24 protein-coding genes are annotated in these 25,926 nt (G+C 46.0%); 9 read left to right on the top strand and 15 right to left on the bottom strand.

All coding sequences use genetic code 11. The annotated features are described in order from the left end of the window. Nucleotides 1-51 precede the first annotated feature (51 nt). From J0L70_RS16785 to J0L70_RS16745, 9 genes are all read right to left on the bottom strand, one after another. Nucleotides 52-423, bottom strand: coding sequence for a phage holin family protein (locus tag J0L70_RS16785; RefSeq protein ID WP_017288665.1), 372 nt, complete (start codon nucleotides 421-423; stop codon nucleotides 52-54). Between the two features lie 45 nt (nucleotides 424-468). Continuing rightward, nucleotides 469-654, bottom strand: coding sequence for a YqaE/Pmp3 family membrane protein (locus tag J0L70_RS16780; protein WP_017288666.1), 186 nt, complete (start codon nucleotides 652-654; stop codon nucleotides 469-471). Nucleotides 655-753: 99 nt separating this feature from the next. Beyond that, nucleotides 754-1,299: a hypothetical protein gene (locus J0L70_RS16775; RefSeq protein ID WP_190651942.1), complete on the bottom strand. Its 546-nt coding sequence runs from the start codon at nucleotides 1,297-1,299 to the stop codon at nucleotides 754-756. A gap of 39 nt (nucleotides 1,300-1,338) precedes the next feature. Then, nucleotides 1,339-1,605 (bottom strand): YkvA family protein, encoded by a 267-nt coding sequence (locus J0L70_RS16770; RefSeq protein WP_017288668.1) that lies wholly within the window; start codon nucleotides 1,603-1,605, stop codon nucleotides 1,339-1,341. Nucleotides 1,606-1,795: 190 nt separating this feature from the next. Further along, the gene (locus J0L70_RS16765) at nucleotides 1,796-2,293 is read right to left on the bottom strand and encodes a hypothetical protein (RefSeq protein ID WP_287455319.1); all 498 of its coding nucleotides are present in this window, start codon (nucleotides 2,291-2,293) and stop codon (nucleotides 1,796-1,798) included. A gap of 107 nt (nucleotides 2,294-2,400) precedes the next feature. After that, complete coding sequence (locus J0L70_RS16760) at nucleotides 2,401-2,886, bottom strand: hypothetical protein (RefSeq protein ID WP_017288670.1); 486 nt, start codon at nucleotides 2,884-2,886, stop codon at nucleotides 2,401-2,403. Between the two features lie 103 nt (nucleotides 2,887-2,989). Next, entirely contained in the window at nucleotides 2,990-3,415 is a 426-nt protein-coding gene (locus tag J0L70_RS16755; RefSeq protein WP_287455318.1) for a hypothetical protein, read from the bottom strand. A 99-nt stretch (nucleotides 3,416-3,514) separates the two neighbouring features. Further along, complete coding sequence (locus tag J0L70_RS16750; RefSeq protein WP_287455317.1) at nucleotides 3,515-4,015, bottom strand: hypothetical protein; 501 nt, start codon at nucleotides 4,013-4,015, stop codon at nucleotides 3,515-3,517. Between the two features lie 88 nt (nucleotides 4,016-4,103). Beyond that, nucleotides 4,104-4,580: a hypothetical protein gene (locus J0L70_RS16745; RefSeq protein WP_017288673.1), complete on the bottom strand. Its 477-nt coding sequence runs from the start codon at nucleotides 4,578-4,580 to the stop codon at nucleotides 4,104-4,106. A 480-nt stretch (nucleotides 4,581-5,060) separates the two neighbouring features. On the opposite strand from J0L70_RS16745, the gene J0L70_RS16740 reads away from it, so the two are divergent. After that, on the top strand, nucleotides 5,061-6,305 hold the full coding sequence (locus J0L70_RS16740; RefSeq protein WP_017288674.1) for a serine/threonine-protein kinase: 1,245 nt from the start codon (nucleotides 5,061-5,063) through the stop codon (nucleotides 6,303-6,305). Nucleotides 6,306-6,373: 68 nt separating this feature from the next. Beyond that, nucleotides 6,374-6,907, top strand: coding sequence for a hypothetical protein (locus J0L70_RS16735; protein WP_268243117.1), 534 nt, complete (start codon nucleotides 6,374-6,376; stop codon nucleotides 6,905-6,907). 437 nt (nucleotides 6,908-7,344) lie between these two features. On the opposite strand, the gene J0L70_RS16730 is transcribed toward J0L70_RS16735, so the two are convergent. Next, nucleotides 7,345-7,587, bottom strand: coding sequence for a hypothetical protein (locus J0L70_RS16730; RefSeq protein ID WP_017288677.1), 243 nt, complete (start codon nucleotides 7,585-7,587; stop codon nucleotides 7,345-7,347). A 477-nt stretch (nucleotides 7,588-8,064) separates the two neighbouring features. Here J0L70_RS16730 and pyrC point away from each other — a divergent pair, with 477 nt between their 5' ends. Beyond that, complete coding sequence (gene pyrC / locus J0L70_RS16725) at nucleotides 8,065-9,093, top strand: dihydroorotase (protein ID WP_017288678.1); 1,029 nt, start codon at nucleotides 8,065-8,067, stop codon at nucleotides 9,091-9,093. A 169-nt stretch (nucleotides 9,094-9,262) separates the two neighbouring features. Here pyrC and J0L70_RS16720 read toward each other — a convergent pair whose 3' ends face one another. From J0L70_RS16720 to J0L70_RS16710, 3 genes are all read right to left on the bottom strand, one after another. Continuing rightward, entirely contained in the window at nucleotides 9,263-9,778 is a 516-nt protein-coding gene (locus J0L70_RS16720) for a hypothetical protein (protein ID WP_287455316.1), read from the bottom strand. Between the two features lie 420 nt (nucleotides 9,779-10,198). Then, entirely contained in the window at nucleotides 10,199-10,813 is a 615-nt protein-coding gene (locus J0L70_RS16715; RefSeq protein WP_287455315.1) for a class I SAM-dependent methyltransferase, read from the bottom strand. Nucleotides 10,814-11,075: 262 nt separating this feature from the next. Then, nucleotides 11,076-11,828, bottom strand: a complete 753-nt coding sequence (locus J0L70_RS16710) for a hypothetical protein (RefSeq protein ID WP_287455314.1) — start codon at nucleotides 11,826-11,828, stop codon at nucleotides 11,076-11,078. Nucleotides 11,829-12,678: 850 nt separating this feature from the next. On the opposite strand from J0L70_RS16710, the gene sat reads away from it, so the two are divergent. Then, nucleotides 12,679-13,842 (top strand): sulfate adenylyltransferase, encoded by a 1,164-nt coding sequence (gene sat, locus J0L70_RS16705; protein WP_287455313.1) that lies wholly within the window; start codon nucleotides 12,679-12,681, stop codon nucleotides 13,840-13,842. A 103-nt stretch (nucleotides 13,843-13,945) separates the two neighbouring features. Here sat and J0L70_RS16700 read toward each other — a convergent pair whose 3' ends face one another. Then, nucleotides 13,946-15,598 carry a GMC oxidoreductase gene (locus tag J0L70_RS16700; RefSeq protein WP_268242363.1) on the bottom strand — a complete coding sequence of 551 codons (1,653 nt, stop codon included), beginning with the start codon at nucleotides 15,596-15,598 and terminating at the stop codon, nucleotides 13,946-13,948. A 580-nt stretch (nucleotides 15,599-16,178) separates the two neighbouring features. On the opposite strand from J0L70_RS16700, the gene J0L70_RS16695 reads away from it, so the two are divergent. Beyond that, nucleotides 16,179-17,468 (top strand): O-antigen ligase family protein, encoded by a 1,290-nt coding sequence (locus tag J0L70_RS16695; protein ID WP_287455312.1) that lies wholly within the window; start codon nucleotides 16,179-16,181, stop codon nucleotides 17,466-17,468. Between the two features lie 123 nt (nucleotides 17,469-17,591). On the opposite strand, the gene J0L70_RS16690 is transcribed toward J0L70_RS16695, so the two are convergent. Then, nucleotides 17,592-18,599, bottom strand: a complete 1,008-nt coding sequence (locus tag J0L70_RS16690; RefSeq protein ID WP_287455311.1) for a glycosyltransferase — start codon at nucleotides 18,597-18,599, stop codon at nucleotides 17,592-17,594. Between the two features lie 441 nt (nucleotides 18,600-19,040). On the opposite strand from J0L70_RS16690, the gene J0L70_RS16685 reads away from it, so the two are divergent. From J0L70_RS16685 to J0L70_RS16670, 4 genes are all read left to right on the top strand, one after another. Continuing rightward, a complete protein-coding gene (locus J0L70_RS16685) occupies nucleotides 19,041-20,315 on the top strand; it encodes a glycosyltransferase family 4 protein (protein WP_287455310.1) in 1,275 nt (424 codons plus the stop codon). A 60-nt stretch (nucleotides 20,316-20,375) separates the two neighbouring features. Then, nucleotides 20,376-20,984, top strand: a complete 609-nt coding sequence (locus J0L70_RS16680) for a serine O-acetyltransferase (RefSeq protein ID WP_017288687.1) — start codon at nucleotides 20,376-20,378, stop codon at nucleotides 20,982-20,984. A gap of 1,515 nt (nucleotides 20,985-22,499) precedes the next feature. After that, the gene (locus J0L70_RS16675; protein WP_488656570.1) at nucleotides 22,500-23,393 is read left to right on the top strand and encodes a WecB/TagA/CpsF family glycosyltransferase; all 894 of its coding nucleotides are present in this window, start codon (nucleotides 22,500-22,502) and stop codon (nucleotides 23,391-23,393) included. 323 nt (nucleotides 23,394-23,716) lie between these two features. After that, nucleotides 23,717-25,921, top strand: coding sequence for a GumC family protein (locus J0L70_RS16670; RefSeq protein ID WP_017288690.1), 2,205 nt, complete (start codon nucleotides 23,717-23,719; stop codon nucleotides 25,919-25,921). Nucleotides 25,922-25,926: the final 5 nt, after the last annotated feature.

Here is a 25,926-nt window from a genome sequence, read left to right as displayed (position 1 = left end):
AGAGAGATCGCATACTTGATGCGATCTCTCTTTTATTAGCTTAGAAGCAGATTATTGGTTCGCAGGCAAAGAACCAATCCCTTTTTCTGCAAAGTACTTGTTCAAGAAAGTTGTTGCAAAAGACAGAACAACGGGTCCCAAAATGAAAGCTAGAAATCCGTGAACTGCGAACCCAGGCACAAAGACTGAAGCGAGCCAGAAGCAGAGTCCATTGACAACGAGCGAGAACAATCCGAGGGTTAGAAAGGTGATCGGCAGAGAGAGCACAGAAAGTACAGGCTTCACGAAACCGTTGACTAATCCAACAGAAACTGCGGCAACTAAAGCAGCAGGGAAAGTTGCGATCGTCACACCCGGAATCACAAGGTCAACAACCAAAAGACCGAGTGCCGTGGTCAGCGTGGTGAGCAAAAAGCTAAGCATATTTGTTTCTCCTTCATTTGAGAGTGTAGAAAGTGTAGGTGGAAGCTAGATCGTGGACTGTTTGATCTTTTCGTCATGCTTCGAGATTGCCCAGAGTGCATGAATGATGCCAGGCACCCAACCAAGCAACGTCAGCCCAATACTCACGATGAGCGTGAAGCTAAAGCCATAGGTCATGAAAACAGCCACAGGAGGCAGAAGAATTGCTAGAAGTAACCGAACGAGTTGCATAAAATTAACCTCAATGGAGTGAATTTTGGACGTTGGAGCGGTGATGAAGCGGTGCTCGTAGAGGTTGAGCTGTAAAAGCTTGGCGCACCTCTGAAAGTTCTAGGATTTAGAGATTACGGTATTCAGGTATTCTTTGACTTGCTGCCGAATTTGCTGCTCTTTTCGGGCAACAAATGCACCCTGGTTCGCAATCTTGAGTTCGATCTCTGCTTGCTTTTGCTGCACTGGATCTATCCCACTTGCTTCTGCATTCGCCTTCGTTTTGTCGTACCAAAGTTGGAACAATCCGATGCGTTGCTTCACCGTTTCATACCGATTTCCATATTGAGTTACCAACTTTGCATCTAGGTTAACAAGCTGACTTCTCAATTGATTCACAAGCCGTTTCCCCAACCCTTTGAAAATGGTTGAAAAGGAAGGTGCTTCAGAACTTTCAGGCGTTTCTGCATCATTCAATGTTTGAGCAACTGTTGAAATGCTTTGATTGGCAGTCGCACGAATTTCACCCATACCTTCTTTCAGTTCTGTCATCGATTGGGTCGCGGCAGTCTGAATGATTTCGCGAATTCGAGATGTTCGGTTTCCGCCTTCTGTTTTGATGGCTTGAAGATCCGTCTTAAGGCGATCTTTAAGAGAGTCAGACATAGTTAACCTTCCGCATGAAGTGATAGAGTGGCGATCGACTTAAGTGGTTACGACTGAATCAGCCTTGTTCGCTTTGGTTTTACGATTCTTCAGTTGTTCACCTAGAATCTGAGTAACCTCGGCTGCGAGTACAGTAATCACAACACCATCATCAATCCAACCTAGAACTGGAACAACATCAGTTGCGAAATCAAGTGGACTAATCAAATAGAGCAAACTACCTGCAACCACAATCCAACGATATTTAGAATTCCGCAGAAGGGCGCGATACCAGTTGTAGAGGGGCTGAACTAGGAACTTCTTCATGATGGCGCTCTTTCAATCGACAACATCATCTTCGCAAACCTAGAAGCGACTGTCGGGTGTGGAAAACCCCTGGTTTTGGTGTAGTTCTACGACCTCGCAACCCTGGGGAGCGATCAGGTGATGCAATCCTGATGAATGGGCAGTTGCTAGGGTCATTTTTAGTGACGATCGCTGCGGATAAATGTCCAAATTAAGGTGTTTTTTGCAGTTTCTGCAAGCGCAGGTTTGCTTCTTCAATCTGTTTCTGAAGCAGGGTTAAATTTGATTCCATGTTCTTCTTCTGAACTTCTAACACTTCCGTCTCTTTGCGGAGTCGTGCCATTCGGGCTTGATGATCTGCGCTTCGTCCTGGTTGATAAATCAAGCCTAAATAAACGGTGACATTTGAGGCATCTAATGTGTTGACACCGACTGACAAGTTCATCCCAAAATCATTCTCCGTATTGACATAGGCATTCGGGAGGTTTTGTAGCGGGTAGATATTGGGAACGCGAATATTAGTGGTGTTGACGCTGTTGATGGGAACTTGTGGATTGTTTTGCAACACTTGGTTGAAGTTCGAGTTTGCTCCAACGGTGCTGTTTTGGTTACTTGTGGCAGTTTGAGCAAGACAGACCGGACTGTGAATGAATTGGACAGTGGCGATTCCAGACGCAATAGAAACAAAAGTTGTTAGAAGTCGTTTCATCGTGATTAGAAAAGTTTTATTTCTATTTTTAAGATCAAGAAATGAGAAATTCGTCAAAAATCAACGATCGTTTAACGATTGAGTCTACCGATCGTTGATTTTTGTATCTAACGGACGCTGACAATCAAACTGTGATTAAACGTGCCTGTGCCACTTGCTTGCTGTGAAACTTGAGTTCCTGCCCCTGAAAATTCAATGCGTAGCGCTCCACGCGCGGGCTGATATTTGCCGGAAATGTCGATCGTCTTGGTTCCGCGGGAGAGATAAGGAGCCAGATTAACAACAGTTCGCGAGCCTTTCAGCGATTGAATCACTTTGTCTCCAATTTTGATTTGTCCACCGAGTTGTCCTTTTGCGATCGACACAGTTAACCAACACGGTTGCTTGAGAGCCGTTGACCTGAGTGTGACCGAAGTTCGCTGCCGATTGCTTTGCAAGGAAGAATTCAAAAGGGTTGTTTGCCCATTAGACTGAATCACCATACTGTTATTGCGGATTTGAAGCGAAGTTTGAGCAAAACTGCTCTGGCAAGCCAACAGCGAGAACACACAGAACGTTCCAAAGCTCGATCTGAGTAATAATTGCGAATTCATAAAGAGTCCTCCAAAGTACAATCACCGTCACAGAAATTCAGGAGATCGGATGGAGTCGCTCCTGAATTGTGGGGCATATTTTTAGGCAAGGCATGAGTCGCACTTAACCCATGTTTGTTTGTGGAATTCCACTAAAGCGATGCATAAAGGTCGGATCGAGCGCAGGACTATAAACATCAACTTGAGTATTGACTGGAATCTGAATCGTCGGACCTCCAATGCCTGGAACATTTGGAACTCCCTGCATTCCATCTGTAATTGTCGATTGACTATTGCGAATTTGCGTAGCGGTACCCGGTGTGACTGCTGTTTGAGAATTGGTCGTGACTGCTGCACCACCAACACATCCACCATTTGCAGTCATGCCCACATTATTTTGCTGAGTGGAAGGGGTTGGCGATCCATGAATAGCTAACTGATTCGAGACATCAAGCATGACGCATTGAGCAGAAGCAGACGACGTAAATGCAGGTGCGAAAGGCAAGAAAGCTGCTGTAGAGAGAAGACCAATTGATAGTGACTTAAGCATGAGTGTGACTCCAGAATTGGGAGAGAGGAAATGAACCTGCCGATTTTTTGCATCAGGAATCGGCAAACCTGGGTGAATCTTGAGCGGTAAATCTTGAGCTTAGTGCTGACCTACAACGGCGGTAGCTGCATTGCCTTGAGCACTGGTATTGCCATAGCCATACTGACCTGCATTTTGCACATTGCCTTGATAGACCATTGCACCATTGATGTTGCTGGGGGCAGGATAGTAAGGATAGTAGGGAGCACTGCCTTGGAAGACGTTAGCAGTCGAAGAGTTGCCTTGAATCGAAGTGTTGCCATGACCAATTTGAGTGGCATTTTGATCATTCGATTGAATCACGCTTGCGCCATTGATTCCAGCAGTTGGGCAGGGTGCAGCAAAGCACTGAATTCCGTAGTAAGGCGAACCATTTTGAGTGACAACTCCAGTTTGGACGTTTCCTTGAACAGATACATTACCGCTACCGACTTGAGTGGTGCTCTGATCCGAAGTTTGAACGACCGAAGCTGCATTTTGGGCGAAAGCGGGAGCCGTTGCGAAGCCACAAACAGAAGTTAACAATGCGATCGCGCCAAGTTTGATTGATTTAACAGACATGATGAGTTTTTCCTTTTGTTGAATAGAGTGTGAAGTGAGTCTGCCGATTTTTAGCGAGTGGGGAATCGGCGAAACCCGGTTGTGAAATTTAGTGTTGGGTTACGGTTGCATCCGTTGCACTGCCTTGAACAGAGCTGTTGAATCCACCGAATTGAAATGCACCTTGTTGGCTGCCTTGAACGACATTTGCACCATTTACACCCGGAGTCGGATAGCCGGGGAACCAAGGAGAAGTCGGTGTTCCTTGCGTTACCGTTGCGCTGGTTGCGTTGCCTTGAATGTTGGTGTTGCCGTAGCCAATTTGACCTGCTTGTTGAGAGTTGCCTTGAATCACGTTTGCGCCGTTGATGCTGGCGCCGTAAGGATACACGGGTGAACTCAATTGAGTCACATCAGCCGTTTGTAAGTTGCCTTGCACCGAAACGTTTCCGACTCCAGCTTGTTCTGTTCCTTGGCTGGATTGTTGAACGACCGAAGCTGCGTTTTGAGCGAAAGCAGGAGCGGTCATCAATACAGCAGACATTAAACCGAAGAAGGAAGTTTTGATTGCTTTTGCAGTAGTCATTGTTCGTTGTCCCTTGTTGAATAAAGTGTGTGTTTGAGTTGAATCTGAGAGATTTGTTTTAGCGGTTCACTCTTTTCTACGACTCGTTTTTCGATTTATGCAGCTCTGAATCTTTTGGTCTATTTTTTGTGACACATTCAGTGTTGTTCTGCGTTGTCGAATCTATTGTTGAACTTGTTGGTTCGAGTGAGTCAGAGTTGAGTGATTTGCTTCGTTTCCTCTCACACTCTGCACTACGACCTGTTCCAATGGCTTATGCAGACTGACTCGAAAATTTCTTGAATTAAAAGCCTTGAAACTATTGCTATATCTGAATCACACAATTTCAGGAAAAAGTTTTACGCTTGCTTTCAATAAGGTGAACTGCATAAAAACTGTTCGTCATTCGCATGAAACAGAAGAAGCCAGTCAATCATCTCAACTGGACTTCTCAATTTATCCAGTCGTTGGATTACAAGATTATCCACACAGGAGGTTTTTATGGTTGAGCATCAAGCAGGAGATGCCTTTGTCAGAATTGTCTACGCCAAAGTGCAGTCCAACGGCAGAACTGAGATGGTTCCACTCAAACTCTATGTCGATGGCTCACTCGAACACATTACCGGATCGCTGTTTGCCTCTTCTGAATCAGAAGTCTCTGCTCAATCTTTACTCAGCAATCGCTATCAGATTCAGCGAGTCCTCGGTCAGGGAGGCTTCGGTAGAACTTATCTCGCTGTCGATCGACATCGGTTTAATGAGCTTTGCGTCGTCAAAGAGTTTCATCCGCACAGTACAGAAGAATATGAGCTTGAAAAATCTCGTGATCTATTTGAGCGAGAAGCTAAAATTTTGCATGACATTGATCATCCTCAGATTCCAAAGTTTCTGGCTTGTTTTGAAGAAATGGATCGTCTGTTTCTGGTGCAAGAGTATGTGAAAGGACGCACCTATTCTGCATTGCTGCGAGAACGGCAGGGAGAAGGATTTGCTGAAGGAGAAGTTCTGCACTGGCTGAAAGATTTACTGCCAGTGCTAGCTTATATTCACGATCGTAATATCATTCACCGTGATATTTCGCCGGACAATATCATGCTGCATCAAGATCTCAATGTTCCGATGCTGATTGATTTCGGGGTCGGAAAATGGACGATCGAGCAGCTTTCTAATGAAGTTCCTGCTTATTCGAGAAAGCATTCGATCGTTGGAAAAGTAGGGTATGCACCTCATGAGCAGCTTTGGATGGGGCAGTGTTTTCCTAGTAGCGATTTATATGCTTTGGCAGTAACCGCGATCGTACTTTTAACCGGAAAAGAACCAAAGAATTTAGTCGATTCTCGGACACTTTCCTGGCAGTGGCAAAAGCATGTGCAAGTCAGCGATCGCTTTGCCAAAGTGCTTAATACTATGCTGAATGACAAGCCGAGTGAACGGTATGCTTCCGCTCAAGATGTGTTAGCAGCATTAGAGAACTCAGATACTACCTTAGTGAGCCAGGTTCCTGTGGTTACAGTGGTGAGTCAATCCGCGATCGCACCACAGCAGGCAACAATTAGTGCGGTATTGATTGATCAATGCGAGCGAGAGTTAGTCAATTACATCGGGCCAGTTGCTCGATTTTTAGTTCAAGAAGTTCTCAGTGGTGTCACTTCGTCAGAGGGATTGCTCACAGCATTGGCCGCTAAAATTCCGAATGCTCAACATGCGATCGAATTTCAACGTAAGTTATCTCGAATCGTTGCATAAGCTCGTTTTTCAAGTCGTAGTGATTCATAGAAGTAACAGATTTATCATTTTGTAAAAGAGGTCAACTCATGTCTAAGCCCCTTCATGCTTTCGTTCAAGTAAGTGGAATGCTAGCGATTTTACTCAGTGCAACTTATAGTAGTCCGTCAAAAGCTTCTGCCCAGTCTCTTCTCCCGGATATTAGCCTGATCGAAGGCGGACAAGTTTGTCTAGCACTGTGTACTTCAACACCGACTCAAGGTGCTCCGAATCAAGGGTTAGGTGCATTACCTGCTCAATTGATGCAGCTTCCCGGTCAAGTCCTTCAACTTCCAGGTCAAATTCTATCTTCTCAAAGCTCTCAAGTGATGCGCTCTAATCTTCCAATACTGCCACCTGGAGGTGCGCCGATGATACCACCGGGAGCACCACAAGGATTGCCGCCCGGAGCACCACCTCAAGGACTCCCACTTGGAGCACCTCAAGGACTCCCACCTGGAGCACTGCCGCCTGGAGCACCGCCTCAAGGATTAGTATCACAAGCTCCACAGTCTCAACGCACTAGTTTTCTGAAGAAGATTGCACCTGTGTTGCCAGTGGTGATTCAGCAGTTGGCGAAGTAATCTAAATTCACAGCAGAGAAGTAGATGGGCAGAATTAAACATCAGTTTGGCGAGTTCTCTCGCTTCGCTGCTGGCTCGCCCTGGAATGGAATTCCGGGGCGAGTTGAACGAAGACCTGTCATGGGATTTGTCAAGTAGCTGTAAGACATCATTTGCCTGCATTTCTAGCAACCATTCATTGAAATGTGATCGCTCAACTCGCTCCCCAATTTCCCGACGAATCCGGTAAATTGCCACTAAGTTATCGAGGTTGAAATCACGATTCAGGCGATCGTATACTTCCAGCGCAACAGGCTTAAAGTCCTCATAAGATGTGATCGCGCTTTTCTTCCCGTTAACATTTATCACACTGGCTGCACAATTTATCCGAATCCATTTAAACAAAGCATTTGCTGTCTTCGCCCCAATACTGGCATCAAATTCAAACGACTCTGCTCTTAGACCCTCTCTAAGAGTTGTTGCCCTTTCGGATTGAGTTGAACCATTTTGTTTTTTAACGCGATCGCGCCATTTTTATCTAATGTCGAAAAAATTGGCTGGTAATCTGCGGCTTTTTCACCTTTGCGCTGCAACCGCCTCGTTAAATCACTCTTCTTGATTTCGGTCTCAATACTGCTCATCTCCCACAATGTCAGCAAAAGGCGAGTTTTTGCCTGGGATTCAGTTCCTCGTAACGTCATCAACTCTCTCCTGGGAGCTAAGTTTGTTTACGTACACGTCGTCCACTCAGTATTTACTCAAGAAACATCGGTTTCTCCCAAAATACCTGGACATAAAAAACGATTAACGTAAAGAATTAAACAGCATACTTAGGTTTTATAAAAAACACTCAAAGGGGTGAAAAACACTTGTATTGCAAACAATTGAGCAACCTGCTAAGTATGCGAAAGAAGTCCGTCTACTACCATACAAGCTACAAACGCTGAGTGTCGATGGTGATCAGACGAAATTCGAGCGCAATCGGTAAAGTTCTGATGAAGAATGCGTAAGATCGATACATTGTTCGATAATGTATCCGAAATATTACTGAAGCATTTAATCTCGATTCTTCTACATCAAATAAAGTCTCGTCTGGTCAAACACAAGAAATCATCTTCTTTTCCCTGTGCCGATTAGCGTATGTCTTTCTGAGGCACTCACAGTCTTATAATTGAGAAATGCAAAAGCTCACGATTACCCGACCTGACGACTGGCATCTCCATCTACGCGACGGCGCGGCATTGAAAGCAGTTCTGCCGCATACGGTGCGTCAGTTTGCCCGCGCGATCGTCATGCCAAATTTGAAGCCTCCAGTTCGCTCGGTCGCTGATGCCGCAGCCTATCGCGATCGCATTCTTGCAGCCGTTCCAGAGGGGCAACAGTTCGAGCCACTGATGACGCTCTACCTCACTGACAATACCAGCCCCGAAGAAATTATCGCGGCAAAAGCCTCTCAGTTTGTCAAAGCAGTCAAGTACTATCCAGCCGGAGCAACGACCAATTCAGACCTTGGGGTAACGGATATTCGCAAGTGCGATCGCGTTTTTGAAGCGATGCAGCAGGTCGATCTGCCTTTACTGTTGCATGGAGAAGTGACTGATCACACGGTTGATATGTTTGATCGCGAGAAGGTGTTTATCGATCGACATTTAATCCCGCTCAAGCAACAATTTCCCAAGCTGCGCGTCGTTCTTGAACACATTACGACCTCAGATGCAGTGCAGTATGTTCTATCGGCAAGCAACATTGCTGCAACTATCACGCCACAGCATTTGTTGTTTAATCGCAATAGCCTATTTCAAGGTGGGATTCGCCCCCATTTTTATTGCCTGCCCATTTTGAAACGAGAGGAACATCGATCGGCACTTTTGCAAGCAGCAACCTCTGGTAATCCTAAATTCTTTCTAGGCACCGATAGCGCTCCTCATCCTCGCAATAGCAAAGAAAGTTCCTGTGGCTGTGCGGGTTGCTATTCGGCTCTGCACGCGATGGAGTTGTATGCAGAAGCATTTGAGAGCGTTGATGCGCTGGATAAACTTGAAGCTTTCGCCAGCTTCTATGGAGCAGATTTTTATCAACTTCCACGCAATACCGAACATATTATTTTGACCAAAACGACTTGGCGTGTTCCCGATGAAGTTCCATTTCCGGAATCTGAGCTTGTGCCTTTATGGGCAGGTCAAGAAATGACTTGGCAAATGGCGTGATCCTAGTACAAGAGCCGTGGATTGATGTCAGCGATCGTATGTTATCGATATGCTGTTCCTTGATCATTGAAAGCTAGAAATTCTTACGCTCCTTCGAGTGCTTCGAGATACAGAAACCTTACAAGGCTTTACCCGTTAAAATGCTTTTTCCAGCAATGTGTAGGGGCTGTTAACCACGCATCACCTGAATAGACATTAGGATGCCAAACCATAGACCTATACATGCGCCAAGTGCTCCCCCATAGAAGAGGGCATTCATACCTGGAGAAAAAATGAGTCCATCCCAATCTCTGTCTATGTAGGCTGAAATCGGTATTGCGATGACTAATGCAAGAACCCAACAAACAATGGGGCTCAACAATTGTGTAGTAATAATGGAAACTCTTTTCCTTAAAGGAATCAGTTGACCTTCTCTTATTCTCAGCCGAATCAAAAGAAAAATGATTGAGAGATTGATTAGCGCTCCGATTGACAATAAAGCAATAGTACCACCTAGACTATTTAATCCTGGAAACCATTGCAACAAAAGCAACAGAACTGCTCCTGGCAAAGTTATGCCAAGTAAGAACGAACTCAGGAAAAACAAGCCAGCCTGTTGAAATAAAAGCATGACGACAATCGTCAGCACTACCAAGCTAACATAGGTGCAGAGTATGGTTGCTGTTATCTTCTGAAGTCTATGCATAGTCGGTTCAATGTCTTGGAGATGAGTGTACTCTAAATCTGATAGCAGAGTCTAGACTGTATGATCGATAACCTAGAGTAGTGGAGCGAGCATCTCAGTGATTTGGTGAAGTAGCACTTTTAGTAACGAAACCCACATTATTCAGGTTTGGAGTGCCGTATGAAAGTCAAACTTAGAGAGATCTTATTTGCTTCTCCAACGTCTTCTAACTCTCGATTTGTTTTACTCAGCTCTTTACGATCTAAAGAAGAACCGTTTTAGGGAAGGCTAACAGTTCGCCTCATACCAACTTGATTCGGCATCACCCACTGTTAGCAGCAGTTCCTTGAGCAAGGGGAAAATAGCAGTTTGACTGCTTAGCCCGGAATAAAAGACTTAAAATACATTCCCAGCAAGGGTTTCAACTGAGGCGATCGCGATTTAGCTCAAAGTCGATCCAGTCTTTTGAGCAATGATATAAACATGATTCTCAGGATATTGATCGTATTCAAGGTGAAGACAAGTACACTGACGCTCAGCCAGAATCTTGAGGAAAGCATTTACGCCCAGCGTGCTGTATTCAAAGTTCTGACCTTGAAACGTTCCAGAAACTTCACTTTGTCTATATCCGCCTCCACAGGTGAACATCAGCACGCCATCCGGTTCAAGAGCATCACATAACTTTTGTGTAACAGGTTTCTGCATCTCTAATGGCAGATGAAATGTGCTATCCCAAGCAACAATCAAGCTGTAGAGTTTGGGCGGATTCCAACAGCAGATGTCTGCTCGATAGAAGGTGATGTCTGGATGCAGTTGTTTAGCTAAATCAATCATTTCCTCAGAGATATCAAGTCCTTCTACCTGAAATCTATGTTCCTTTAGGACTTGGATAAAACGCCCGCTGCTGCCACATCCTATATCGATCGCCAATTGTTTGTTAGAAATAAATCTGATAGCCCGCTCCAACTGTGCAATCCCATAAGACGAGCTTTGATGCTGAATCTGCCACCAAGAGGCAATGCGATCGTATCGAGTGGCGGTATCCTCTGGATGCATGTTGATTCTCAACTAACGACTCTCTAAATTCTATTGCTCACACTTCAAACTAAGCCTAGTTGTAACTAACAATTCCAGCAGGCTAATTACATAGTTCAGTCGCGCCAATAAAGTCTAGCCGGAATGACAGGATGTGTAAGTATCAGCTGCAACGAACGATTAGGCTGAGGCGCGAAGTAGAGAGCGGTAAGAACACGCTACCCTCCCAGTGATTATTGATGCTAACAAGGTAGTCTTGCATTTAACTGCTTGCGTTCGTGACTCAGGTTGTACTCTTGCATTTTTCCTCAATCGCCAAAACAATTTTCTCCACTTCATCGGCCATTGCAGAAAGGGTTTCGGGAGCTGGGCACCCTTCAAGCGTCTCAACACCACTCAAGGCTATATAGAAGCTTAGTTCCATATCAAATTCAATATGCGTATCATGCCCGATAATGGCGACTACTAGCTCACTCTTCTCTGTGTTCCAGCTTGGCGGGAAAGTCATCTCTTTTATGAGGCCAGGGCAACGCATGTGCTTTATATGGGCTTGGCCTATAGTCATGCCAATTGGAGTAAGCAGCCTATGCGTGGTTCCATTGCGTAGCTCGCTCAGACCCCACAAAAGTTCATGCCCTCCTTTATACGGGCGATAGCTCTTGCAAAGATCAGCGATGTCAGGCGGGATATCCTTTCCTCGCTTTATTACACCGTCTAGGTCTTTCTCCGATTTTGCAATCGGAAAGTACACGCTGCGGCTTTCGACTCCCTTCGCTGCAACTGTGGCATAGACAGCTTGATCTAGTGCTGCTCGAAGCGCTTCTGCTGCACTAACTGCCTCGTCAATTAGCTCGTCATGAATGGGCTGCAAGACCTTGATCTTATGAACCTGATATGCGCCCGTTTCATCAGGCTCAGTGACTCTACCGAAAGGCGCTTGATCGAAGTATGCTTGGATATGCTGAATTAACTCGGCAATGTTCTTTCTTGCCCTCGCAATCCTACGCTTTGGACTATTGAAAAGGGCATTACTCATTAAGGGCTCCTCCTTAGTTGAAAGCCTAACTATTTATTTAAACTGAATCTTTCTGCCTAATTCTCCAAGCTTGGACATTAGACGGAAAGCCATCGGCATAACACCCTCTAGAGCGATTTAGGCTGCTCAAAGTCAGCATAACATCCCAAATTAGAGAATTGGATCGACTGTCCCTGCCTAACTCCGGCTTTTGGAACATTAAATCAACTGATATTCCGCATAATATCCCTCGACAGCATAGTTTAGACGGAAAATTTAAGTATTTCCTCTTCAAGAAAGCTAGTTCTCGTCTGCCTACGATCCCAGTTCACCCAGTTAGATCGAACGGTAATAGTTTTGCTGTGTAGTGGCGAGAGAACTGTCAACGAAGCAAGGAGACTCTATTTGCTGCTCTAACAAAACTGTTAGCTATTGATAAAGATCTCAGTTTGACTTTAAACTCCAGCGTGGAACGGCTATAGGCTTGATGTAAAACTTACTAAGACAGATAATGCGACGTTCTATTAAATCAGCAGAAAACGTTCACAGTAATTGTTACTTAGCAAATACTTACCGCAAAAGAGATTCTACTTGAGCTTAAAATTAAGCTTCAGGCACGCTATGCATATGAGCGCCTTGTCACTTGAATAGATAGCTTGAATACCGTGCCCTTGTCGATCGAAAAAGTCAGCCAACTGAATTGGTTTCGATGAGATCAAAATCTTCTTTCGCAGAATGAAAAGCTGACTAGATTGCAGTTCAATTTTTCTGAACAGCGATATTACAAAATCGGCACACATCCTGCTAACTTTAATAAAGACCACTTTTCCGATGTGAAAAGCGGAAATTTAAACCCTTTAATTTCCATACCATGAGTCACCCTGACGGCATCGCACCGCACGGCGGAGAATTAATTAACCGCATTGTTACTGGCGCTCAGCGCGAAGAATTCCTCTCAAAAGCTGAATTCCTGCCTCGTGTTCAATTAGACGAACGAGCAGTCTCTGATCTACAACTGATCGCGATCGGTGGATTTAGCCCTTTGACCGGATTTATGGGCAAAGCTGATTACGATCGTGTGGTCGAAGAAATGCACCTTGCCAATGGGTTACCCTGGGCGATTCCGGTCACACTCTCGGTGACTGAAGAAGTTGCTGCACCGCTACAAGAAGGCAGCTTAGTCCGTTTAGATGACTCGGCTGGACGATATATCGGCGTATTACAGTTGAGCGAGAAATACACATACGACAAAGCGCGCGAAGCCGTAAAGGTTTACCGCACCGATGAAGAAAAGCATCCTGGAGTTGCGGTTGTTTACGCTCAGGGCAATGTCAATTTGGCAGGCGAGGTTTGGTTATTAGAGCGTGATCCGCACCCGTTATTTCCGTCCTATCAGATTGATCCAGCCGTGTCACGGGCTGCATTCCGAGAAAAAGGATGGAAAACAGTAGTTGGATTCCAAACTCGCAATCCAATTCACCGAGCGCATGAATACATCATCAAGTGCGCCTTGGAAACAGTAGATGGATTGTTCTTGCATCCATTGGTCGGTGCAACGAAAGAAGATGACATCTCTGCAGACATTCGGATGCGCTGCTACGAAATCATGTTGGAGCATTACTTCCCCAACGATCGAGTCATTCTCGCCATCAATCCCGCAGCCATGCGCTATGCCGGACCTCGCGAAGCCATTTTTCACGCGCTCGTTCGGAAAAACTATGGCTGTACCCATTTCATTGTGGGACGAGATCATGCAGGGGTCGGCGACTACTACGGCACATACGACGCACAATATATCTTTGATGAATTCGAGCCAGGTACATTAGGCATTCAGCCTCTGAAATTTGAACATGCGTTTTACTGCACTCGGACACAAGGGATGGCGACGACCAAGACCAGCCCGAGTTTGCCAGAAGAACGCATTCACTTGTCAGGGACGAAAGTGAGAGAAATGCTGCGTCGGGGTGAGTTGCCACCGCCTGAATTCTCACGTCCTGAAGTTGCAGCAGAATTAGCGAAGGCGATGAAGGTTTAATTACATATTCATCATTAAAAAAGAGACGTTGCGATCGCAACGTCTCTTTTTTTAGCAAGACATTCTGCCTCGGGTAGAAGCAGAATTTGCGAATGATTGCGTTCTACACTACGCTCTGTTCTAGCTTGATCGCTCTCTGTGCTCTTGGTAAGTAGTTAAACTTCAACCAATCGGCTAACCGCAGCGACATACCAACAATCATCAGCGTCGGATTCGCATAGCCCGCCGTTGGGAAAACAGAGCTACCTGCAATGAACAGTCCTTCTACGCCATGAACTTGGCAATTAGAATCGACCACGCCTTGAGTGGGATCATCTGACATGCGCGTTGTGCCCGTCGGATGAGCGCGATCGCTAAAGTTCGACTCCCATCCTTCTTTTTGATCCAACCAAGCCGATAGCGTTGGCTTTGGTAGACCTAAGCGATCGAATTCATCACAAATTAAATGCGCTAAGCGTCGAACCGATTGCCGTTCTTGTTCGCTAATTTTCCAGTTCAGTTTGGAAATCGGCATGCCTAAGCGATCGACTTTATCCGATAACATCACGCGGCTATCGGGATCAGGACGCTGCTCAACATGACAGAACAATTCCACTTTTTCTGCCTTGTTAATCGTAGGGCGATGCTTCATGTAGCGGCGATACAACCCATGTCCAATCTCAGGGGAACGAGTCAGGACGTTCAAAGCCGTTTGGTAAGACTTGAGCGAAATTTTCCCTTCTTTCAAGCGGGTCTTCAAGTCTTTTAACGTGTTCCAAGCATCATCTTCAGAAGTCACTGTTTCGAGATAGGCTGCACAGTTGAGTAACTGCTCTTTCTCTTGTAATTTGTGGCTTAAGGCAATGCCATGCAGATACACATGCCGTCCTTTCGCATCATCTAGCCAGTAATGCCCAAAGCGATTGCGCACCTCCTGTGCCGAGTCTGGGTCAAAACTGCCCAACACACAGCCTGGATGATCCATTAAGAAGCGCCCAACGAGATCGTTTTGATTACCAACGCCATGCGGCACAATCCGATTCGATGCCAACATGAGCCGGGCATTTTCGACTCCACCACAGGCAAGCACGATCGCTCGAGCTTTCACGCAGGCTTTTTTCCCTTCTAGTGTCGAAACTTCAACCGATTCCAGTTTCGTTCCAGCTTGATTCGTATTGAGATGCGTGACATTCGCGTGCAGAATCAACTGGATATTAGGCGCGCCCTCCGGCATAAAGTCTTGTCCAAATCGCATTGGTTCATGGCGGTTTGTCACATGTTTGCTAAACTGCCAGAACACAGGCTGCACCTTTGATGTATTCAGCGAAGCAGGGCGATTGACTCTAAATCTTTCCCAAAGCCGCTCATCATAACAGTGAGGACCAATCCCCAGATTCTCGCCGCCTCGGACTAAATAAGGATCGAGGCTACGACGAGAGATTGACCAACCTGAGTAAGGAACCCACGATCGTTCCTTAAAATCTAATTCATCAAACGGTGCCACCCGACCTGTCCAAATATGAGACGATCCGCCCAAAATTCGAGAGCGGATTACATCTTGATTGAGTTGGCGCGGCGCACCAATATTTTCAATTTCATACAGCGCTTGCGTTTCAGGTTCTTCTGACTTGCCCCCGCTTTCTAAAATCACAACTTTAACATTCGTTCCTACAAACTCTTTCGCGATTGAGAGTCCTGCTGGACCACTTCCCACAATACATAGATCAGTTTCGATAACCAGATTATCTTTCAAAGCTCTGAGGTCACTGACGTTCACACTAACTACTCCGTTGCCAAATCGAATCCTTTCAATCACACTCACTCCGATAGAGCAAAGCTTTCTTCACAACGATGTTGCGAAAATTACTTCAATGCACCTAAAGATAAAGTGAGTAGCACTATTCATTCCGTATAGAAAAGACGAAGATGAACATCTCGGGAAATGCCCATCAATCCGACTGTTCCTTTTTGTTCTTTAAAGCACAAGTTTGCTCTCAAGATCGGCGCGGAAGAACACGTAGAATATACGCTAGGGGACAAGTTGATTCTGTAAACTCCGATCAACTTTGCAGAAAATCTATGTAAAAACCCGGGATCATTAGGTTTGCATCAAAGAATGTTTAATTTGTGTAAAGTTAGCTTGTGCTGATCATTGAAATTACTACTGTGAAAGGTTTTTATCAGATTTTTCGGTGATCAAACTCCGGAGTTTTACGGTTGTTGAATTCCTCATAATTGGTAAGGCAGTGTCAAGATTCTCCGGATTTCGGGTGTCGAATGTGATTTTGAGGAGCAAGACCCTTTAAACTCATTGCAGGTCTCGATCGAGATATTGCATTCAATCCATAGACTGAGACGTGAAAAAGCTGCTTCTGTTTGCTGAAACCTGTTTCGTCATCTTCGGCTTAACCTTCTTTACAGGCGGTCTTGCCTTGGGAGGCAGTGAGGATGGAACCACATCTGGTCCTGTTCCAGTGATTGTGATGACCGCCATACGGTACTTCATCTGGTTAGTGAGTACCTTACTAGTGATGCTCAATGCCAAGCGCGCCATCATCACAGTGAAGCGAGATTGGATATTGTGGCTCTTTATCGGACTCGTTCTTTTTTCTTTTGCCTGGTCAGACTTTCCCCAATGGACGCTCCTCGCCAATCGAGAAGTGCTCCAAATGACTACCTTTGGGCTGTACATCGCTACTCGGTTTTCACTGACTCAGCAGGTGAAACTTTACGCGATGACATTTGCGATCGGGGGACTAGCAAGTGCTGCGCTTGCCTTGGGCGTACCCTCGATTGGAAAACATCTTGTCGATCACCCTGGGGCGTGGAAAGGGATTTACGACTACAAAAACACCTTTGGCAGCATGATGGTGATCGCAATGGTGTCGTTCTTTGCGCTGCCGATTGAACATCCGCGCGATCGCTGGCTCAAATGGATTGGGATTGCTGGAGCAACTGCACTGATTCTGCTCTCGACCTCCAGAACGGCTTTGCTTTTGGGTGTCGCGATGTTAGCCATGATGACATTTTATCGAAACTTCCGATGGCAAGGGAGAAAATCGATCGTGCTTGGAAGTTTGGGAGTTTTAGTCTTAGGTTCGACTGTGGTTGGAGTCTTATCGAATTGGACTGAGTTGCTTAAAGCATTTGGAAGAGATCCAACGTTGACGGGACGAACCTACATTTGGTCAGTTGCGCTTGATCGCTTGTGGGATCGCCCTTGGTTCGGCTTTGGTCGCAGTGCGTTCTGGTCGCCTGAAAGCCCGTATCCAAAGGCGATTGGTTATTATCTGTCCCAGAGCTTTAATGCACCTCACGCTCACAATGGGTTTATTGAAGTCGCTCTAGATGTTGGTTTGGTTGGATTAGCGCTGTTTTTAATCTGCTATGTGATTGGGTTTGTGATGGCTCTAATGAAAGCGTATGGGTCTAAGCATCCAGAGCATCTTTGGGCGTTGGGCTTTTTGACCTTTCTAGCGCTAAATAATGTCACCGAGAGCTACATGTTGCGGTTGGCAAATATCTACTGGGTTTTGTTTGTTGCTACCATTCTGACGGTGAAGCAGAAAGTGCCAGCGTTTGAGGATGAACGTGAACGAGTTCCAGAAGTTTCACAGTTGCGACAGTTCTCTGAGTCTCAAACTTGAGAACGGATCGCCTCTCTTGCAACAGCGCGGCTCCATTCATGAATGGAGCCGCGCTGTTTTGATCTAACGTTCAATTCGATGACTTTAGTCTGTTCCAAAGCGCGATCGCAGTTCAGACTTTGCTTAAATCGCAGGCTCTTTATACTCGATTAACTTAGCTTGTTGACCACGTAGCTTAGTTGACCAATAGTTAAACTGTCCAATCGATTCAGGAAATTTTCCTAACACACAAAATCCTGCATACGATCGCGCATCAGATGCCGAATCTCCCCGACTCAGACGATAGCGATAGATTTTCCAGCACAGCAACGGATAGCCCAAAAAGGCGAGCAAGCTTAGCCCTGACGTAAAATACGCTAGCCCGATTGCAACTAGCGGCAGTCCCATGACCCAGCCCCAGTGCTTGCGATTTTCGCGCACCATATACCGTTCAGGTGGCGACCCATGTAAATCTGTCCACGCTGCCATTGCCCAACCGCCACGAACTGAACGCTTCCACCACTGCCGAAATTCCAGCATAGCGGCATCATGTCGCGTCATTTCGGCATCGATTCGCTGAATCTTCCAGCCCAATTTCCGCAAGCGCACACACATCTCAGGCTCTTCACCTGCGATCAGGGTTTCGTTATATCCGCCCACGGCTTGGATCGCTTCGACCCGTATCAAAGCATCGCCTCCACAGGCTTCTGCTTCTCCCACAGGCGTATTCCACTCCATGTCAGCTAAACGGTTATAGACAGATCGCTCTGGAAATCGCTCTCGCCGTCGTCCACACACGATCGCGAATGTTGCGTCACTCGCGAATGCCGCGATCGCAGTCTCGATCCATCCTTCAACGAGTTCGCAATCGCCATCAATGAATTGCACATATTTGAGATCTGGAACCTGGGCGACCAGATGCCGGAATCCAGCATTGCGCCCCCGCGCCATCGTAAACGGAATCGATAAATCCAAATTGACAACCTGAACTCCAAGCGACTCCGCAAATGCAACGCTGCCATCGGTTGATCCTGAATCCACATAGACGATCAATGTTCCGGTTGGCATTTGGGCGACCAAGGATTTCAGACATCGCACCAGTCGATCTCCTTCATTTCTGCCGATCGCGACTACCCCAATTTTTTCCAACATGATCTTAAGTCGCTCAACTTTGTCCAAGTTAATGATTACAAGCCCTGCACAGTCACGAGTAACAATCTATAACTTTTAGGATTTGATAGATTGCTGCTCTATCTATAAATCGCCCCATCCATCAATCGTTGCGGTATGTAATTAGGATGACAGTAAATTAACTTCAAAAAAATTATATTTGTATTTACAGTAATCGTGATTAGAACCTTTTAACCATGAACAGATGAATCAATCTTATCGGTAGACCTAGATCACATTCGCAGCGTTTCAGTGCTATTCCATGGCGTGGTTCAATATTTTCATCGCTCCTTCACAATTCCATGACTTCCAGCAAAGAATGAAAAAGAGTAAGCTCAAAGAATTGTGAAAATATGCTCCGTTCTTATACTGAGACTAATTTCCTATCCGTAAGTTGCACTCTGAAGTCTTATGAAAAATGATATGACTAAAATTGCATATCTGGTGAATCAGTATCCGAAAGTCAGTCACAGTTTCATTCGGCGTGAGATTCACGGAGTCGAAGCTAGCGGTATTTCGGTCGGTCGGTATGCCATCCGCTCCTGTCATGCAGAACTCGTAGATGACGAAGATCAAAAAGAACTGGCGCTCACCCGCACAGTTTTAGAGAGCGGTGGATTTACATTATTGAAGAGTCTGGCAGCCGCAATCGTCACTCGTCCTCATCAAGTTCTCCAGGCACTTAAGCTCGCTGTAAAATTTGGGCGACGCTCCGATCGCGGAGTCTTACGCCATTTGATTTATTTGGCTGAAGCTTGTGTTCTAAACGACTGGTTTCAAGCAGACGGTATTCAGCATATCCATGCCCATTTCGGCACGAATTCAACGACCGTTGCGATGCTGTGCACTGCCCTAGGTGGTCCAACCTACAGCTTCACAATCCACGGACCTGAAGAATTCGACATGATTCAGTCTTTATCGATCGTCGAAAAGGTTCAGCGTTCCTCTTTCGTCGCAACGGTGAGTTCATTTAGCAGAAGCCAGCTTTATCGCTGGTGCGATCAATCGCAATGGGACAAGATTCAAGTTGTGCATTGTGGAGTCGATCGGTCTTTCTTCACAGACGCCACTCCTATTCCTTCAGAACCCAGAATCGTCTGTGTCGGACGACTCTGTGAAGCGAAAGGGCAACTGCTTTTAGTTGAAGCGATTAAGCCGATCGTGGCTGCAGGCATTGCAATTAAGCTAGTGCTTGTAGGAGATGGTCCCTTACGTCCTCAAATTGAAGCTTTGATCGCTGAAGGAAACCTTCAAGATCACGTCGAAATTACAGGCTGGGCAAGTGGCGAAACAGTGCGCGAACACATTCTCGCTTCGCGTGCTTTAGTTCTTCCGAGTTTTGCAGAAGGGCTACCTGTTGCCTTAATGGAAGCACTCGCCTTACACAGACCTGTGATTAGTACCTATATCGCAGGCATTCCTGAATTGGTCATCCCGAATGATTGCGGTTGGCTAGTTCCTGCAGGCTCTATCGCAGAACTCACCACTGCAATTAAAACTGCGATCGAACTTCCTGCCGAAGTCCTAGCTCAAATGGGGCAAACTGGAGCAGCACGAGTGCTGGAGCAGCACGATGTGGCGATCGAGGCGCAGAAGCTTGCCAATCTCTTTAAAGATATGACTGCAAAGCCTGCTGTAGAAAGGGGTTTGACTGAAACCCGTGATCTGATTGTTCCACTTGTGCAATCTTCTCAATAGTTTCCTCTCGATCGTTTCTTCTCAATGACTCACCCTACCCGTAGACAAGAGCCCCAATCCATGAGCAATGCACCCGACTCCCTAACCTTGTGGCAACAGATTGTCGAAGACTGGAATGCCCATGGGCGTGACTGGACAAAACCCGGATTTCGAGCCGTTGCCGTTTACCGCTTCGGGGTTTGGAGAATGCAAATTCAGCCTCTTGCCTTGCGTGCTCCGCTGAGTGTGCTCTACCGTATGCTCTTTCGCAAAGTTCGCAACCATTACGGCATTGAGTTACCTTACAGTGCCAAGCTAGGGCGAAGAGTGGTGATCGAGCATCAAAGTGCGATCGTCATTCATGGAAATTGTGAAATTGGAGATGACTGCATTATTCGCCAAGGCTGTACCTTAGGCAATCGTTATCTGGATCGCGCCTACGAAGCCCCGAAGCTGGGAAATCGGGTAAATGTCGGAGCAGGGGCGAAGATTTTAGGAAAGGTTGTGATTGGAGATGATGCTTGTATTGGAGCCAATGCAGTAGTTCTCAAAGATATTGGAGCTGGAGAAACTGCCATTGGGATTCCTGCCAAAATCCTTAAGCCAAAAGCTGTTCCCGTAGGGACATCTGATGATGTGTTGAACCTAGAAGCAGCAATGGCTGCTCCTGCTGCTCCCATTACTAAATAGCCCTACATAAGCATATTAATATATAGCAATATAACCCCCTAACAGGTGATTCAGCCGCGCCTATTAGGGGGCTTTGTTTTGCGAAGCGATCGCGTCTTCTCTCTGAAGTCATATAGTCTGCTGGTTCTTATCGATCTCGGTCAGATCTACAAATTTCCACGGGAAGTAGCAACGTCTAAGTAGCCCATCATACTGCCAAGCCTAGAATTCACTACTGCAACCTGAACTGTTGAAAGGAAGCTCGATCGTGTGATTCTAGATCGAACACTCCCCAAGCGATTCAGCCGAAAAAGCATTGCTATGGCTCCATACTCTCGTTGAAAAAACTCTGCCTATATCCAAGGAGGTAGAAAGTTCTCAATCGAATTGAGTCGCTCATGTAGTTGGGTATGCCAGACCATAGCCTAGAGTGCGGCAAGCCTTCGTAAAGCATCAATGAAGAAAATCTGGACTTTTAGAGCGAAAAAGATATTGTTCAGTGCATTCACGTAATCTACAATAGAGCGCTCGTAAAATGGTTCAAATGCCCAGTTCTGACATTGATAAAATTAGCCCTAAAGCATGGCTAAATTATCATAATGCACCAATTCTACTTGCAAGATATTCTGGTATTGCAAGCTAGACTATTCCTTGAGAATAAATGATACATTCCTAAAAAATAGCGTTGATAAGATTCAGGTTTTATTTAAGCTGAAAATTGACGATCTTAGATATATTTCAATATAATTCTGTTTGTTTTATAACAGCGCAACTTGCGCCCACGCTGAAAGACTTCTAGTTTAGAACAACGTAAATCCATTCTTTTGTAAATTGGTAACGCCCTAAAAAACCTAGTCTCAAATCATTAGAACGATAAAATAGTTCATGTAGTGATGGCGTAAATGCATATCATCTTCGTTGGACTAGAAGTCTATATACGTCTAAATTAGTAAATCAGGTGTTTAGAATCTAAGTCTTGTGATATTTCAAAAGCAGGCCTGTTAATAAATAGACAGATAGTTTCATGGATTTATGTCAGATTTTATCCAGTAATATGATGAGAAATTATCAAAATCTCTATTGGTGAGATCGCTAAATCTTGAGCCTATTTTGTATCAAATTCATAGAAAAATTCTGCTAATGAATTTGTTGTTAATCGTTCAATTGATTGAAGTATGTTGCTCCAAATTAGAAGATAGCTTCTCTCTAAACCGCTTAGCTCAATACGATCAGGCGCAGCAAAACTTTTAGAGCGCTTCGTGTGTTGTCTTTGTGTAACAGATGATTAACAACTTCACAGATTCATTAGAAACATGTTCCGTAGTTCCACGGTTCCCTAACCGAATAATCCCTTAATAGTCGCGTGAAGATTCAGTAAAGCGAGTAGACGCACCTTCAGAAAGCCACTTAGATTACATACAGAGCCGCCTCGGAGTTCGATAGGGCAACTGCTCAAAATAACTTCTGAATCAGCTGGGCTTCTTGTGTGTTGTTTTTTCAACTTGATACGGGTGCAAATCAGCAGATCACCGAAATATGTCTCCCAACTGGGACAGATATTTCGGTGCACAGGCTCTAGCTCTCCATTGGGCAAGCCGTAGTAGAGATCTTTCGGGCAAAGTAATGAGACAGGTTCACCTTCTTAACATTGGAATCCACAACCTCACGATGATTGAGCTACTCGAAAAGCTGCGGCTTGGCGGGACAGTCTTTACACCCAATGTGGATCATCTCATGAAGTTACAGCATGACTATGAATTCTACCGTGCCTATCAAGGGGCGGATTTCAAAGTCTGTGATAGTCGTGTGTTAGTATATGCCTCCTATTTTTTAGGAACCCCGGTGCAAGAAAAAATCTCTGGCTCTGATCTGTTTCCAGCTTTCTACACGTACTATCAAAACGACCCCAGCGTCAAAATTTTCCTTCTTGGGGCTGCTCCTGGCATTGCAGAGGTTGCCCGAACTCGAATTAACGACAAGGTTGGTCGCAACATGGTTGTTGCGGCTCATTCTCCTTCTTTCGGTTTCGAGCGAAACGAAGCAGAGTGCCAAGCCATCATTGACCTGATCAATCGTTCTGGCGCAACCGTGTTAGCGATCGGGGTTGGCGCACCGAAACAGGAACTCTGGCTCACAAACTATAAAGATCAGCTTCCGAATGTCAAAACCTTTCTCGCGATTGGGGCGACGATCGATTTTGAAGCTGGCACAATCCAGCGTTCTCCTCGCTGGATGAGTGATGTAGGACTGGAATGGTTGTTCCGGATTCTGTGTGAACCGAAGCGACTTTGGAAACGGTATCTCGTTCACGACCTGCCGTTCTTCTGGCTGATTCTTCAGCAGCGCTTTCGCAATTATCAAAACCCCTGGGCATCCGAACCGACCACTGCATCGCATAAAAAATCACGATCATTAATGAAAACAATCTAGGGAGACTACGGATGCATTTCAGCATATTTTCTATATCAAATCCTTAATCTCACCTTTTTGAAGGCTAAGTTATGGCATAGTTATGGGAGAAAGGCTGACAAGGTGATCCGAACGCGATACCATCTAGCGAAACTGTACTTAAAAAGCTGCGCTCAAAGTCGTATCGGTTGACTGAACTCAAAGCCGAATATTTTCAGGCTTGCATCTCAACCGAATCCTGTTTGCTTCTCAAATCATTCTCAGCGCCATCAGTTTTCGGCTTCCTATGTTCCCCAGGTTATGAGTCCCTCATTCCTCAATTCCCCTTTATGACAAGCATGAAAATGGAGACCAAGCAATATTCTGAAGACTTCGATCTTCAAAACTATTGGCTTATCCTGAAACGCCGTTGGTTAACTGCTGCTACTGTTCTTGCAGCAACCGTTGGGCTGGTTGGGCTAGCTACTTCGATGCAACGTCCTAGCTTTGAAGCAAACGGGCGACTCTTAGTTCAGTCAAACCGCACGACCTCTTTAACCGGAGTCGGTGAAAAAGTCGGGACACTGGAATCGCTCAAGCGCGAGGGTAACCCGCTTGACACGCAAGCGGTTGTCGTTACGTCGTATCCGATCTTGCAGCGTGTGATCGATACTCTGCAGTTGAAAAACTCCAAGGGTCGTCCGATGGATCCCGAGGAACTCAGCAAGCAGCTCAAGGTTGAGGCAGTGCCAACAACGGACATTCTCAACTTGAAGTACAGCGATAATGACGCAGAGATGGCAGCAAACGTGGTCAACCAGATCATGAAGGCTTACATCGACAATAATCTGAAGACGAACCAAGAAGAAGCAAATAAAGCAGGTCGCTTTATTGAAAGCCAACTGCCGCGAGCGGAAGCAGAGTTGCAAAAAGCCTCTGAAGAGTTACGCCTATTTAGAACTCAAAATCAGATTGTAGATTTAGAACGCGAATCCGCTGCAAATATTAATTCGCTCTCGCTCCTACAAGATCAGCTAAACCAAGCGCGATCGCAGTTAGCAGATGTCGCCCGTCAAGAGCAAGTCGTGCGCGATCAGTTAGGGTTAGAGACAGGGCAAGCAATCGATCTCGCTTCACTCAGCCAGTCGCCTGGAGTTCAAGAAGCCTTGAGCCAATTGCAACAAGTCCAAACTCGTTTGGTCACTGAGCAAGCTCGCTTCAAGAGCACCACTCCGCAAATTCAGACCTTGCAGCAACAAGAGCAAGACTTGAATGCACTACTGCAATCTCGGGTGAGCGAAGCAGTCGGAGCAAGTGTGCAAGTTGCTCCTGGTGCGCTACAAGTCGGCGATATCAAGCGGAAATTAGCAGAGAGCCTAGCCACTCTGCAGTCGCAAAAATTAGGGTTAGAGGGCCGTGTAGGAACGCTTGCTGGATTGCAGTCAAGCTTCCGCAGTCGCATGGCAGCAACCCCAACATTAGTGAAACAGCAAAGCGAATTAGAGCGTAAGCAAGACTTAGCACAGAAGGCTTATGAGAATCTCACAAGCCGCTTGCAAGAAATTCAAGTTGCAAGAAATCAGCAAGTTGGCAACGCCCGTGTGCTACAAAACGCGCTTGTTCCGACACAGCCAACCGGACGGATGCGGTTGATTCTCTTAGCCGCAGGCACAATGATCGGCTTGCTCTTGGGAGTTGCGGCAGCATTCTTTAGAGACATGATGGACAAGTCGCTGAAGACGGTCAAAGAAGCCGAAGCGCAATACGGCTACACAATGTTGGGGTTAGTTCCGAAGTTTGAAACCAGTGATACGCCAACGATCGTTTCGCCGAGTGCCGATGACATTTCGCCACGGGTGATTGCAATGACTTCACCGCGATCGATGATTCATGAAGCTTATCAGATGCTGCAAGCCAATCTGAAGTTTATGAGTCTCGACAAGAAAGTGAAGACGATCGTAATCAGCAGTGCGGTACCCCGTGAAGGTAAGTCTGAAGTAGCAGCCAACTTAGCCGCTACGATGGCACAGTCGGGTCGCAAAGTCTTGCTCGTCGATGCCGATATGCGAAATCCCTCGCAGCATCACTTGTGGGGCATTGTCAACTCGGTTGGGTTGAGTAACGTGGTTGTCGATCAGAGCGAACTGCGCCAAGCAGTCAAGCCGATTACGAACAATCTTTCGATTCTGACTGCGGGTGTCATGCCACCGAATCCCCTGGCAATTTTGGATTCTGAAGCAATGACGACCTTGTTAGAAACGATTGCTAAGGATTATGATTACGTCCTGTTTGATACGCCACCCCTAGCGGGAACTGCAGATGCGGCTGTCCTAGGCAAAATGGCGGATGGCGTCTTGATCACAGTTCGTCCGGGCGTAGCTGATGCTGGCAGCATCTCTGCTGCTAAATCTTTACTCGATCGCTCTGAGCCAAATATTCTAGGCCTGGTTGCGAATGGAGTCAACGTGCGTTATGAGCCGGACAGCTACTTCTACTACACCAGCCCGCGTGAGCAGGTTTCGGAACGGGGAGAAGGTGCTCGTTCAGTCCGTTCGTTACTGACAAAATAGTCTCA

The organism is Leptolyngbya sp. UWPOB_LEPTO1 (assembly GCF_017302695.1).
GTDB lineage: Bacteria > Cyanobacteriota > Cyanobacteriia > Leptolyngbyales > Leptolyngbyaceae > Leptolyngbya > Leptolyngbya boryana.
Note: the sequence above shows the minus strand (reverse complement) of the source record. Positions and strands in the feature narration are given on the sequence as shown.